This window comes from Enterococcus sp. DIV0800, from assembly GCF_050559735.1.
GTDB classification, from domain to species: domain Bacteria; phylum Bacillota; class Bacilli; order Lactobacillales; family Enterococcaceae; genus Enterococcus_A; species Enterococcus_A devriesei.
This window is the reverse complement of record NZ_CP187898.1, coordinates 1,514,532-1,526,670: the sequence shown is the minus strand read 5'-3', so window position 1 is coordinate 1,526,670 and position 12,139 is coordinate 1,514,532. Positions and strand designations below refer to the sequence as shown.

Sequence of the window (12,139 nt, the reverse complement as noted above, 5' to 3'; positions counted from 1 at the left end):
AAGGGAATGGATTGCTTAGTTGAAAAAAATGGAGTGAAAACAGAACTTTCCTCCATTGATGTTTTAGTCACAGATTTCAAAGACAGTTCACCGGTTTTGAATGTCACGCAAAGAGAAGTTCGAAATCGAAGTGGGTTTATCTTTTCTGGCGCGGTTCACAAAGAAAAATCAATTGTGGTCAGCGGAAAGTTTCAAACAGATACAGTATACGAGTCAGAAGAGAAAAAGGATGAACTGAATAGTCTGTTTAGTAGTGATGAGCCCTTTTACATCACGAAGATGCTGCCAACATCGGATCTATATGAATTTGAGCTGCCTGGTCAAACAGAAGGTTTTGAACTATTAGGGATTCCATGTGAAACATATAAATACCGTTACAAAGTCATTCCATCATCAGAAATTGATTATAATTTTTTAGGTAAGTCTTCAGCAGGCCTGTTAACAGAATTTTCTATCACTCTTAAAACGGCTGAATTACCTTTTGGCGAAACTCTGCCAACAAACGAGACTATCACATCTGGCTTTATTGAATATCGCGGAACTGCGAGATGCAGCCAATTGGAATGGCCTTGGACTGTGAAATTAGTCTCTAAAAAATCACAGATAGGTAGATTCTCAGTGACTATTGGTGATAGGACGTTTGAAAGTTACTCATTGACGCCCATAAGAGTTGGAGACATTTTTCTTTTAAAAGGTGTCGAGGCTTTGAAAAACTATTCGAATTTCAACGAATCAACTAATTATGAGCATTTTGAATTAAAACCGTATCCAAAAAATCAAATACCCATTTCCACCGATTTTGCTGGAACAATAGAATTGCTAAACAAAACAGAATTATATATTTAGGGTGGTGAAACAATGCTAATTTTTGTTGATGAAAAAGGAAACCACCATTCAGCGCTAGCTGAAGTCAAAGAAACCAAAGGCGTTAACGGTGAGAAATCACTGTCAGGAACCATTTACACGAATGATGAAATTTTGGAAGGCATTGGTCGAGGCTGGAAAGTTCGTTTTAATAGTGAAAACTATTATTTAACATATGCATTGCCAGTAGATGAAGGTGATCGAATTGAAGTTGAATTCGATGCTGTTCACGAGTTTTTCTTCGATATGAAAAAATCAATCGTGCACGCTCAGCTGGACGGATCGAATACCATGAAAGCCTATCTAGATTTTATCTTTAATGGTTCTGGTTACTCGTATAGTTTAGAAGTAGATGTCAATGCATTTGAAAAACAATCTTTTGGGTTTAAAAACAGATTAACTCTTTTCAATGACATCATTTCTAGCACCGGTCTAGAATTTAGTGTAAACGGCACGATTGTTCGTCTGATCAAAGAAGTCGGAACTGATCTTTCTACAATTGTAAAAAAAGGCTTTAACATGAATGAGTTGAAACTCGAGAAAGATGTCGGCTCATTCATCACAGTTAAAAAAGGCTATGGGGCTTATTTCGATGAAGAAGATCAAACAAAAGGTCGACTGATCGTAGAATACGTGAGCCCTTTAGCTGAAATATATGGCTATTTAGAAGGCGATCCAGTAATTGATGAACGTTATTCAGTTGAAGAAAACCTTTTTGAGCGATTAAAGCAAGAAGTTGAATCGTCGTATGGTATTTCAGCTACTCTAGATATGGTTGATTTAAGACAAGCAGGTTACGAATATGACCAGCCTCACGAAGGTGACTATATCATGGCCATCAACACAGATTTAAAGTTCGCGCAAAAAATTCGAATCATGTCTTACACGACTGAATATGATACGAGTGGAACTGTTTTGAATCACACTGTTTCTTGTGGCTCTGATGGATTAGTCACTAAATTGTCTAACTCGGAATCGAATTACAAAAAACAAACCCAAGCAGGGTTAGAAAATGCCTTAAATGCAGCTGAAAAGGCGTGGCTAAGTGCCGATAGTAAAAATAGAATTTATTGGGGCACTGATACACCAAAAGGAAGATTCAATGTCGGTGATACTTGGTATCATATAATTGGTGAAAAGACTGTAATGAAATATTGGAATGGGTATGAATGGTTGTTGTTTTTTGACCCAGATGCAAATCAAAAAGAAATTGAGGATGCTTTCACAGAAGCTGCCGAAGCTAAAGATGCAGCCGAGACTGCATATACTGGAGCTGTAAAGGAAGCAGAATCGATGGTCAGTGAGGCTGGGTCAACTTGGAAAGTAAATTTAAATAGTGTAAAAGAAAATCTTGAAGGTCAATTAGTTAAGTTACCAGATTCTTTGTTTAATCGAGCGTGGATTGATAAATTGTTCGCGGATTCAATTTTCACTACAAATTTTCAAGCACAATCAGTAACAGCCGTTTCAGCGAAGATTAGCTCTATCATTACTAAATCGCTTAGAGCTGATGTCATTACGTCGGTGCACTTAAAAGTAGATGAAGGATTATTTGATAAGATATTTGCTGAAAATGCATTTTTCACTAAATTGATAGCAAAAGATATTTTCACTAATAATCTAGCTGCAAAAGAAGGGTTTGTTAACAAGCTAACAGCTAATGCAGCCTTTATTAACAGTATCAAGGCGCTTGATATTGATGCAGGAAGAATTACCACGGGGACACTCACTGCTGTAAAAATAAGCGGGAAAAACCTATCAATCGACCTTGCGACCGGAGAAGTTTTATTCTCAAAAGGTAAAATTGTAGGAAATGAGATTTCAATCGATCTCGACACCGGGAATATTGATATTACAAAAGGAATGATCCGTGGTGGCTACGACCCCAGAGCAGAAGTCAAACAGACCCTCTTGCTGGATTTAAATAGTAGCTATATCAAGGTCGGCCCCCGACTTGGAGATGCAGGAGGCGGATATATTGAGCTAGATGCTGTTAATGGAATAACGGTGGGATATAAGACGCTTCACACGGATATGTCAACACGCATACATTCCAATCAAGGCCCTTTCTTTATTGCGTCAGAGGACTCCCCGTTATATTTCTATAGTGGTAGTCGCGACAACAGATCACAGTTATGTTTGGATGGCTACCATGGAGAGAGTACATTGATTGGAAATGAGATTCGTTTTGGTGCGAATAGTACCAGTGTTCCAGAGTATTGCGAATCCATTAAAACGTTTACTAAAGAACTACGTGTTAATGATATTAATCCTAATGGTGTAAATCAAGAAAACAACGGATATGTAATAATAAAGCCTGTCTATACTCGAACAACCTCAAATGCAGCAAACATAAATGTATCTTTTTCCGGGGATATCCGAAGAGTAACTTCGGCGAAAAAATATAAAGCAAACATTAGTGATGCTGATAGCGTCATAGCCAATGCGGAGAATATTCTTAACCTAGTTCCGAAAAAGTGGAATGACAAATCGGAACTTGATCAAAACGAGAACGATGAATGGTTCTTTGGCTTCATCGCTGATGAGTTTGATGAACAGGGATTAACTGAAGTAGTTGGATACGAAAATGGCGAAGTTGAGTCTTTAAATTATGATCGAATCAGTATGTACCACAACGTATTGATAAAAAAAATGTGGGATCGAATAGAGAAATTAGAACGACTATTAGGAGGAAAAATGAATGAATGTTGATGCAGAAAAAGTAATCCAAAATTTAGTTGCAAGAATCGCAACTCTTGAACTAGACAATGCTACGCTAAAAGCAGCAATTGAAAATACTCAGAATGAAAATAACGAAGAAGAGAATGTCGAATAATGACATTCTCTTTTTTTGGAGGTGTCTAAGTGGTTTACTACAAGCAAATTGATAAAATAATCAAAATATCTGGAAAAGAGAGACGTAATCAAAAACTAGGTACGGAGATATTTTCCTATGATAAGCAAGTATCTAAGTTCGTATTTCAATTGCAGAATGAGGCAGAAATCAATTTAACTGGCGCAAAGGTTCGTGCTGTTCTGAATTATATCGATTCAAATGGCCAGCAAGGGATGATTGAAGATGACGGCGGTGTAGAATCTGTAGCAGAAAACGAGATTTACTACATCGTCTCGCCAAAACTGAAAGGGTATGTCGGCACTGTTTCGATGGGAGTATATGTTCAGTTGGCTTCTGGCGAGTCTTTAGATATTCAAAATTTGACTTTTAAAATGTCCAAATCTTTAATTGACAGTTCCGGCGAAGTAGCTGCTGAAATATACTTCAAAGATTTTGAGGAAATGAAGGCAGAAGTGCAAGCAAAAGCAGACAAAGAAAAAGCAGCGATAGATGCCGAGTCTGATCGTATTAGTAATTATGCTGATCAAATAATTAGAGAGTATGACGGAAAGTTCACTCAGTCCAATCAAAAAATGAGTGAGCTGGAACAAAAACAAACAACTCTTTCTAGTCAGTTAGATGAGACTAATAAAAAAATTGACGAAGCAGATGTCTATCGGAAAAGCGAGACCTTTAACCAGCAAGAAAGTTCCGCAAATGTGATCGATCAAATCGGGGGCGCTGAGAGTGCGATCTTGAAAAAAGAAATGCTGGTCGATGGGACTGAGGGGACGGCGAGTCGGTATGTGAAGGACTTGCCGTATAAAGAAAATTTGTTGACTGGAACCAGTGACGAGTGGAAGGAATACACTTTCGGTGGTTGGAATATGGTGACGGATTCTAAAACGATCCATATTGCTAACACCTCACTTTCTGTAGGGGACACCATTACTATGACCAGCGATATTGACGCTTCTAAATCAACAAGTAACGCAAACTTTAGAGTTTACTTTCACGACTCAGCGAATAATACGATTACTTATAATTCTAGTTCAGTTATTTTAAAAGGAACAAAAGGAACTTCTACATTAACTGTTAAAATTCCTGAAAAGACAGCGTATTTAATCGTATATAAACTGGCTAATTCAGAATCAAATGCTGGACTTACCGCGTCTATTAAGTGTCAAAAACTAATCAAAGGAACTTTATCTCAAATGGACGCTTGGTGTCCGGCCCCTGAAGATGTTGGTGTAGTTCATGGTCAGCCGAATTTGGCATCAGATTCTAATACATTCACAGGCAATCAATGGATAGCACATTTTGGTTCTACAGTAAACGTGACGACAAGTCAACAAATCTCTGAGTTTGGTATAACTGACGCATCTCGAATAACATCTGTTGGCGGGACAGATATTCTTAAATACTATAGAAATTTGTTGCCACAAGGAGCGTATCAAGGGAAGAACTTGTCACTTTCCATATATATAAAAAACAATGGGACTTCTGATATAACGATTAGTGGGAATGGTTTCTCTGGGTCAGCTAAGATATTTTCTGGTGAGACTAAACGGTTAATTTTTGGTGGAACAGGTAATGCAGGTTTCCCACAAATTCAATTCAGAACAGCGAATGCGCCCGACAATATGGATGTGACTGTGGCGCGTTACAAATTGATTGAGGGATTGCCAACAGTAATGGACGACTGGACCCCTTCTCAAGCCGACAGTGGACTAACCATTAAAAACGGTGGCATGGTTCCATTCACCGCTGACGAATACGCTACGCTGTTATCTGCTGATGGAATCGTTCGATCTGAGACAACGATTGTTGGACGCGGGGCGGAAATTCAGTTCGATTTTGATGTGATTGGGACACTAGAGAAAAAATATCCTTATTTATTTGATGGATTAAGCAGCATGAATGAGAAAGTAAACAAGCTTAGATCGGTAGTAAAGAGCAGTAACCTTTCTGGTACATTTCGCGGAGGCGGCTTGCTATCAACGACGCTGGCACCGGTCAATTACAGTCGAATGTGCTATCGAAAAACTAGCAATGACGCGATCGGTACTTATAATTTTACGAATGCTTTTCAAAACAGAACTGTATCAGTAAATTTAGGGCGAATTGATTCGACAGGACATATGTTTTTTGGGATAGCAGCAAAAAACAATTTGAATAGCGACGTCGGGTCAGTATCTGACGGTGTAACGCCGGCGTGGATCGAAGTTAAAGACATTCGCTTGATTTTTGAACTCGAAGTCAATGGACGGACGATTATCGAGTCTTTTATCGCGAACTATCACAAACGTTTTGAAGAACAGTTAAATGATTTAGCGGGACGAATCACCGCACTAGAAAGTAAGTAGGAGGAACGGAAAATGGAAGGATTAAAAAAAGTTTTTGATACACGTTACTTGAAAGATTTGGAACCGATGTTTTGGCCAGATGAAAAAAAAGTTTTCCATCCTTATACAGAAATAGAGCCTCCATCTGAAGAAGGCATCCAAATCACTGGATTCGACTTCAACACAAATGAATGGCAGTTCATCAAAGCGGCAACACCAGAGGATCTAGAAAATCAAGACAGCCAATTGACCGATGCACTGATGGCGATTGCAGAACTTTACGAGTTGGGTCTCGACTATGAGATGAGAATTGGCGAACTCGAAGCAAAGTTAGCTGAAAAGGAGTCTGAATAATGGTTAAGGTTTATTTGAATTTAATCGAAAAAGGGGTAAAAACAATTGACGATGTACCCGAAAAAATCAAAGAAGAAGTACAAGCAATCTTATCTGCAAACTCTGCGGATTAGGATTGCTTTTTATTTACTTAAAAAGGAGGTGAATATGATGGCAGTAGTATATGCGACGTTAATTATTAAAGGTAAAAAAACGGTAAATCAAGTTCCGACACTGATCCGTGACCAAGTAAAAGATATTTTAGTAGACATGGATTTACCAGAATTAGCTGAATAGTTTTTGAGGGGAAGATGGGAGAGTATGGACAATTTCATATCAACTTTTCTCAACAATCCAGAAAGCATCGGGTTTCCGGTGCTTTTCGTTTTTCTACTTGTGTGGGTGATGAAACAAAATAATGCACGTGAAGAGCGGTATTTGAAGACGATTGACGATCTAACTCAATCTTTAAAACAAGTGGAGAACATTGAGAAAACAGTCAACAGGATACATGAAAGGATTGAGAAATAATGGATGAAATATTAACACACATTTTAGCAACAGGAATTAGTTTCGCGCCTATCATGATGATTATCACGGAGGGTGTGAAGCAGACAAAGCTTTTAGATAGTAGATTTCTACCAATCGTTTCAATCATTTTAGGGACCGTTTTAGGGATAGCCATGGGCTATCTTTTTAACCAGTCAATGGGAGAGATGGCTATTGGCGGGTTGGTAGCTGGCGGTATGGCTTGCGGGCTTTATGATGCAACAAATAAATATTATGATAGAAGCAATCAGCAAAAAGTTGATTCAGACGATCAAGAAAACAATGTGAGGTGATTTAAATGGTTGGTATCGAAGCAATGATCAAGTGGATGAATGATAAGCTTGGCAAAGTAACGTATTCAATGACTTATCGAACTGGTCCAAAAAGTTATGATTGTAGTTCTGCTGTATCATATGCAATGCAAGCTGGTGGCTTCTATAATTTTACCTACCCTGGGAACACAGAAACACTCTTTGCGTTGAATGGATCAATCCTAAAAAAAATCAGCCGTGCTGAATGCCGCCGAGGTGATATTTTTGTAGCTGGCACGCCAGGATATTCTTTGGGAAGTGGCGGACACACGGGTATCTTTTTAGACAACAAGCGGTTTATCCATTGCAACTATTCAAGAAATGGAATTAGCATTGATTCAAATGATGCATACATGGGAACGAGATTGCAACATCATTTCTACCGCATTGTTGCAACTGGTAGCGAACCCAACGGCGGAGCAAATCAGCCGCAACAAAATATGTTAGCTATTGATGGTTCTTGGGGGCCCGCTACTTCAAGACGGCTTCAAGAAGTATTTGACACAGCAGGTAAAGATGGAATCATTAGCGGTCAAATTAAAAATCGAGCTAATAGGAATATTCCTAGCGCTCAATTTGGTAGTGGTGGTTCTAATGTGATCAGAGCTTTACAAAAAAAGCTTAGTGTTGAGTCTGATGGAAATTTTGGACCGGCAACTTGTAGAGCATTGCAACGACGAATGGGAACGGTACAAGACGGCGAAATTAGTCCAGTTAGTGATTGTGTCAAAGCAATGCAAAATCGACTAAATGAGAATAAGATTTAACCTAAATAAGCCCTCTACAAAAATGTGGAGGGCCTATTTTTTTTACTCTTTAAAAATATTTTCTGATAATTTATCTCTTCAGCAAGCATTAGATGTGAAACAAATTCATTGAATGTATAGGTTAAATCAAGGAAATTTGCAGATTTGTATGATTGGAAATCATCTCCCCTTTTCATAAATACGATGAAATCTCTGATGTATACTTCGCCAATTGAGTTTCTAAAATACATAAAAATACCTCCTCTTTAGAGAAGGTACGCGAGTCAAATATTATTTAATTATAAATCCATTATTTTCTCCAGAAATTTGAGAAGGTCTATGAACGATGGTTACAGGTCTATCTTTTTGTGTTAATGTATATCCAATTATAGCTTTTACAGTTTTACCACTGTTCACATTAACGTCCCCCATTTTAACAGCCTCTTGATCACTCAGGTTATCGAACTGACCATTAGCACCGTTTAAGGAATCGGTAGTTGTTCCATCTGTTTGCTGTGCGTCAAAATCAGTGATGAAACTCATGTAAGGAGATTGTGGATTACTTCCTTTATTAGTGTATTCCATTTCAATTACTAAAATAGGATCACTGGTCATTGACCCATCAACTCGTTGTGTGCTCAAAATATTGTATGTCGCATTGTCTAAATCTAATTTGTAGGGATAGTTCTCTAAAACACCTTCTGAATTGAGGTTTGCATTACCTACGACTTCGCTGTCTGTAGAACTAACCTGTTCAGTAGATGATGATTTTTCAACAGAACTGGAAGAACTCGCTTCTTCATTGCTGCTGTTGCCACAGGCACTCAGTAATAAAAAACATGATATAACAGATACTGATAATAAAAACTTTTTCATATTAACCCTTCTTTCATTAAAAATAATTTATTAATTACATTTTAACATTAGATTAAATAAATTAAACTGATAACTGATCAAACTCGATCATTATTTTTGTCATTCCAATCACACCATACTTTCGAACCACAAACTGTTTCCTACTATTGTATTCTCCGGCTATGACTATTTTCATGCCGTCTTCTACATCAGCTAAAAAATTAAGCGAGTGTGCAGCGATCAAACACGATTGATAGTCTAGCTTAAAGTATACAAGAGGACGCTCAGAATACTTGATTATCTTGATACTACTCACAATACCACTCAGACTTATCATAATTAATTCCGCCTTTCAATTCTCTGAAACTTGTATTTGTACAATCTTGGTTTCGGATAATCCTTATTCTCAAATATTTCAAAGTAGAAGACATGATCCATGCCATCCCTTGTTTTTTTCGCCGGTATCCTAAAGCTCGATATGCCTCGTTCATTCATCAAAAATAGCAATTCGTCTTTGACTGCGAAAAACGGAACATCAGTATCGACGACCTTCATAAAATCTGCTACTAAACGTTCAGTCATTTGTGGATCATAATAGAATTCTAATTCGTTAGAATCGACTAGCATGGCGATCACCTCACAAATATTATACGAACGTTTGTTCTTGTTTGTAAAGGGAACAAAAGATTAAAAATTAAACTAAGGGGGCAAAAAAGGGGCAAAAATTGACTAATACTTGAAAATTATTGACATGAAATGAATAAGCAAAGGTCGAATATCCCTTTATTTGACAACCTTTAGATAACTTATGACAAAGGATGAATAACCTAAAGCTACCTACGTGCATTACACGGAAAAGCAGCTCGTATCAAAGAAATTCGTCGTTAATCCATTATTATCTGATGAAGCAAGGTCCTCGTGGAAACGAGGGCTTTTTCTTTTACAAAAAAGTATTGGTACAACGTTCAATTCATGATTGAAAATGTTTTATTATTCGCTACACTTAAATAAAACGGATAGAAAAGGAGCTATGATGAGTGCGATAGTGATAATTGTTAGTGGAATCGTTGCGATGTTTGTTGCCTTGATTGGGCTGGAAATTTACTCGCGCTATAAATTGAAACGCAAGGTGATTGATAATTGGGGGAAGCAACCATACCAGTCACATCTGGATAAAGAGGACAGCTTGAACCAAGCTTGGCAGATTGAAAAGGGGTTTCGTCATTGGGATAGTGAAGTAGATGAGCTTACTTGGCATGATTTGGATATGTTTGAAATTTTCAAACTGATTAATGGCACGTATTCTAGTGTCGGCTCCGAAGCGCTTTATCAACAACTACGCAATTTCAATTTTGCGAAAGATCAAGAATTGGAAGACTTGATAGACTTTTTTGAAGAAAATCCGAAGATGCGGCAGGAGATCCAATATAACTATGCCCTCCTGGGAAAGCAAGATAATAATTTTACGAAACAATACTTAGCCAGCGGCCAGCGAGAGCAATTAGGAACGTTTTGGTTGTATGTGGCACTAGGAGTCTTACCGATAATTAGTTTGCTACTGCTTTTAATAATTGGTCCGGTGGCCTTACTGCTTTTTATTGGGGCGATGGTTTTTAATATTATTTTTTATATGTATAAAAAAGTTCGCTTGGAAATCGAGTTGAACAGTATGCGTTACCTAGTCCAGACGATCGTTTTGACGAAAAAACTTTGTAAGCTAAAAACACCGCTGCAAGCGGAGTTGAAGCAAAACTTTCAGCCGTTAAAGGGAATTGCAATGTGGGGCTTTTCTTTTCGCATTAAAGGGAATACTGAGGCGGATGTGCTATTTGATTACTTGAATATGATGTTCATGATTCCGTTTATTGCTTATAATTTTGTTTTGACGCGGCTGAGCAAATACAATCAGCAAGCGATAAACTTGTGGGAAGCTTTAGGAAAGATGGAAGTGGCGATCGCTGTTCTAAATTTTCGGACTTATATACCCTTGAGTTGTCAACCGCAGCTTAAAACCGGTGGCGTTGTGGCAGAGAATATTTATCATCCCTTAGTTAATGGGCCAGTAGCAAATCCCGTTGAATGGCAAAAAAATATCTTAGTGACAGGCTCGAATGCTTCCGGCAAATCGACCTATGTCCGCAGTATCGCCATCAGTACAATCTTGGCGCAAACGATCAATACCGCGCTGGCGGAATCTTTTACAATTCAAGCAGGCCATGTGATAACTTCGATGGCAGTGGAAGATAACGTGATTGAAGGAGACAGTTATTTTGTGGCGGAAATCAAGTCGATTAAACGGTTACTGGATCAAGTTGCCACCAGTCAACGTTGCTATTGTTTTGTGGATGAGATATTAAAAGGAACGAATACGATTGAACGAATTGCCGCTTCTTCTAGCGTTGTGAATTGGATCAGCGCTTATCCTAGCCTAGCCTTCGTTGCCACACACGAGACATCGAGCTGACGGAAATATTGAAGACCAAATGTGACAATCTGCATTTTGAAGAACAAGTGACAGAAGAACAAGGGGTCAATTTTGATTACCAAGTTCGACAGGGGCCAGCAACGACCCGTAATGCAATTGCGCTTTTAAAAGTGTTAGGCTATCCCGAAACACTTGTGAAGCATGTGCAAAGTGAAGCAGAATATTTCGATAAGCATCGTACGTGGACAGTGTTTGAGTAAAATGGTTAAAGACTCATTAGTTGTTCTTTAAAATTAAATAATTGACTAAATTGTCTATAATATATTCAATTATATTGGATATATTATAGACAATTCTTTTATATTAGGTATCTTTGAAGGATGATTAAATCTTAAATCTACAATTTTTTTCCTTATTGATACGGAAATTTCTACGTTGATAGGGAAACGCTTACATATTATTCTTGATTTGTACTAAAGGTTTCCTTAATTGATTTAAACAGGTAAATGCAATGAACAGTGAAAAATAAAAAATTTAGGAGTGTGTGAACGATGAAAAAAGCATTGATTATTTGTGCAGCAGGAATGTCTTCTTCTATGATGGCTTCAAAAACAACAGATCATTTTAAACAGGCTGGAAAAGAGATTATGGTAGATGCCGTCTCAGCGACTGAAGGAGACAATATGATTAAGAATAGCGACTTTGATCTTTTCTTAATTAGTCCACAAACAACTATGTTTCTGGATAAGTTTAAAAAATTAGGTGAAACGGTTGATAAACCTGTCGTCAGCATACCGTTTCAGGCATATGTTCCAATTCCGACGGGGATAGAAAAATTAGCCGAGGTAATTGAAGAAAATATTTAATTTAGGAGT

The 12,139-nt window shown here is 37.8% G+C and carries 15 protein-coding genes and 1 pseudogene; 12 read left to right on the top strand and 4 right to left on the bottom strand.

The annotated features are described in order from the left end of the window. The first annotated feature begins 6 nt into the window (after positions 1 to 6). From IGI54_RS07375 to IGI54_RS07330, 10 genes are read left to right on the top strand one after another with little or no spacing between them, the layout of a single operon-like run. Positions 7 to 846, top strand: a complete 840-nt coding sequence (locus tag IGI54_RS07375) for a phage tail domain-containing protein (RefSeq protein ID WP_430620315.1) — start codon at positions 7 to 9, stop codon at positions 844 to 846. Between the two features lie 12 nt (positions 847 to 858). Then, a complete protein-coding gene (locus IGI54_RS07370; protein WP_430620314.1) occupies positions 859 to 3,576 on the top strand; it encodes a phage tail protein in 2,718 nt (905 codons plus the stop codon). Then, positions 3,566 to 3,700 carry a hypothetical protein gene (locus IGI54_RS07365; RefSeq protein ID WP_430620313.1) on the top strand — a complete coding sequence of 45 codons (135 nt, stop codon included), beginning with the start codon at positions 3,566 to 3,568 and terminating at the stop codon, positions 3,698 to 3,700. Before IGI54_RS07370 ends, IGI54_RS07365 begins: the two co-directional genes overlap by 11 nt. Before the next feature lie 29 nt (positions 3,701 to 3,729). Further along, positions 3,730 to 6,066 carry a BppU family phage baseplate upper protein gene (locus IGI54_RS07360; RefSeq protein WP_430620312.1) on the top strand — a complete coding sequence of 779 codons (2,337 nt, stop codon included), beginning with the start codon at positions 3,730 to 3,732 and terminating at the stop codon, positions 6,064 to 6,066. Between the two features lie 12 nt (positions 6,067 to 6,078). Beyond that, positions 6,079 to 6,399 (top strand): hypothetical protein, encoded by a 321-nt coding sequence (locus IGI54_RS07355; protein WP_430620311.1) that lies wholly within the window; start codon positions 6,079 to 6,081, stop codon positions 6,397 to 6,399. Further along, entirely contained in the window at positions 6,399 to 6,512 is a 114-nt protein-coding gene (locus IGI54_RS07350; protein WP_430620310.1) for a CD1375 family protein, read from the top strand. The genes IGI54_RS07355 and IGI54_RS07350 overlap by 1 nt, the downstream gene beginning before the upstream one ends. A gap of 37 nt (positions 6,513 to 6,549) precedes the next feature. Continuing rightward, entirely contained in the window at positions 6,550 to 6,675 is a 126-nt protein-coding gene (locus IGI54_RS07345; protein WP_430620309.1) for a CD1375 family protein, read from the top strand. A 24-nt stretch (positions 6,676 to 6,699) separates the two neighbouring features. Then, the gene (locus tag IGI54_RS07340) at positions 6,700 to 6,909 is read left to right on the top strand and encodes a BhlA/UviB family holin-like peptide (RefSeq protein WP_430620308.1); all 210 of its coding nucleotides are present in this window, start codon (positions 6,700 to 6,702) and stop codon (positions 6,907 to 6,909) included. Further along, on the top strand, positions 6,909 to 7,220 hold the full coding sequence (locus IGI54_RS07335) for a holin (RefSeq protein WP_430620307.1): 312 nt from the start codon (positions 6,909 to 6,911) through the stop codon (positions 7,218 to 7,220). The genes IGI54_RS07340 and IGI54_RS07335 overlap by 1 nt, the downstream gene beginning before the upstream one ends. Before the next feature lie 5 nt (positions 7,221 to 7,225). Continuing rightward, complete coding sequence (locus tag IGI54_RS07330; protein WP_430620306.1) at positions 7,226 to 8,005, top strand: peptidoglycan amidohydrolase family protein; 780 nt, start codon at positions 7,226 to 7,228, stop codon at positions 8,003 to 8,005. 14 nt (positions 8,006 to 8,019) lie between these two features. On the opposite strand, the gene IGI54_RS07325 is transcribed toward IGI54_RS07330, so the two are convergent. The 4 genes from IGI54_RS07325 to IGI54_RS07310 all read right to left on the bottom strand — a co-directional run bounded on the left by IGI54_RS07325 (position 8,020) and on the right by IGI54_RS07310 (position 9,466). Next, complete coding sequence (locus IGI54_RS07325; RefSeq protein WP_430620305.1) at positions 8,020 to 8,235, bottom strand: hypothetical protein; 216 nt, start codon at positions 8,233 to 8,235, stop codon at positions 8,020 to 8,022. A gap of 40 nt (positions 8,236 to 8,275) precedes the next feature. Beyond that, the gene (locus IGI54_RS07320; protein ID WP_430620304.1) at positions 8,276 to 8,860 is read right to left on the bottom strand and encodes a DUF5067 domain-containing protein; all 585 of its coding nucleotides are present in this window, start codon (positions 8,858 to 8,860) and stop codon (positions 8,276 to 8,278) included. A gap of 61 nt (positions 8,861 to 8,921) precedes the next feature. Next, entirely contained in the window at positions 8,922 to 9,176 is a 255-nt protein-coding gene (locus IGI54_RS07315; RefSeq protein ID WP_430620303.1) for a hypothetical protein, read from the bottom strand. A gap of 2 nt (positions 9,177 to 9,178) precedes the next feature. Beyond that, the gene (locus tag IGI54_RS07310) at positions 9,179 to 9,466 is read right to left on the bottom strand and encodes a DUF5960 family protein (RefSeq protein ID WP_430620302.1); all 288 of its coding nucleotides are present in this window, start codon (positions 9,464 to 9,466) and stop codon (positions 9,179 to 9,181) included. 406 nt (positions 9,467 to 9,872) lie between these two features. Here IGI54_RS07310 and IGI54_RS07305 point away from each other — a divergent pair. Both IGI54_RS07305 and IGI54_RS07300 read left to right on the top strand, forming a co-directional pair. Next, positions 9,873 to 11,524 (top strand): annotated as a pseudogene (locus IGI54_RS07305) (MutS-related protein). A gap of 291 nt (positions 11,525 to 11,815) precedes the next feature. Beyond that, a complete protein-coding gene (locus IGI54_RS07300) occupies positions 11,816 to 12,130 on the top strand; it encodes a PTS cellobiose transporter subunit IIB (RefSeq protein WP_216430703.1) in 315 nt (104 codons plus the stop codon). The last annotated feature ends 9 nt before the right edge of the window (positions 12,131 to 12,139 follow it).

Excerpts from the sequence above, each read along its gene's own strand:
- IGI54_RS07375 (WP_430620315.1), top strand. The coding sequence starts at position 7 with ATGGATTGCTTAGTTGAAAAAAATGGAGTGAAAACAGAACTTTCCTCC.
- IGI54_RS07370 (WP_430620314.1), top strand. The coding sequence starts at position 859 with ATGCTAATTTTTGTTGATGAAAAAGGAAACCACCATTCAGCGCTAGCT.
- IGI54_RS07365 (WP_430620313.1), top strand. The coding sequence starts at position 3,566 with ATGAATGTTGATGCAGAAAAAGTAATCCAAAATTTAGTTGCAAGAATC.
- IGI54_RS07355 (WP_430620311.1), top strand. The coding sequence starts at position 6,079 with ATGGAAGGATTAAAAAAAGTTTTTGATACACGTTACTTGAAAGATTTG.
- IGI54_RS07350 (WP_430620310.1), top strand. The coding sequence starts at position 6,399 with ATGGTTAAGGTTTATTTGAATTTAATCGAAAAAGGGGTAAAAACAATT.
- IGI54_RS07345 (WP_430620309.1), top strand. The coding sequence starts at position 6,550 with ATGGCAGTAGTATATGCGACGTTAATTATTAAAGGTAAAAAAACGGTA.
- IGI54_RS07340 (WP_430620308.1), top strand. The coding sequence starts at position 6,700 with ATGGACAATTTCATATCAACTTTTCTCAACAATCCAGAAAGCATCGGG.
- IGI54_RS07335 (WP_430620307.1), top strand. The coding sequence starts at position 6,909 with ATGGATGAAATATTAACACACATTTTAGCAACAGGAATTAGTTTCGCG.
- IGI54_RS07330 (WP_430620306.1), top strand. The coding sequence starts at position 7,226 with ATGGTTGGTATCGAAGCAATGATCAAGTGGATGAATGATAAGCTTGGC.
- IGI54_RS07325 (WP_430620305.1), bottom strand. The coding sequence starts at position 8,235 with ATGTATTTTAGAAACTCAATTGGCGAAGTATACATCAGAGATTTCATC.
- IGI54_RS07320 (WP_430620304.1), bottom strand. The coding sequence starts at position 8,860 with ATGAAAAAGTTTTTATTATCAGTATCTGTTATATCATGTTTTTTATTA.
- IGI54_RS07315 (WP_430620303.1), bottom strand. The coding sequence starts at position 9,176 with ATGATAAGTCTGAGTGGTATTGTGAGTAGTATCAAGATAATCAAGTAT.
- IGI54_RS07310 (WP_430620302.1), bottom strand. The coding sequence starts at position 9,466 with ATGCTAGTCGATTCTAACGAATTAGAATTCTATTATGATCCACAAATG.
- IGI54_RS07300 (WP_216430703.1), top strand. The coding sequence starts at position 11,816 with ATGAAAAAAGCATTGATTATTTGTGCAGCAGGAATGTCTTCTTCTATG.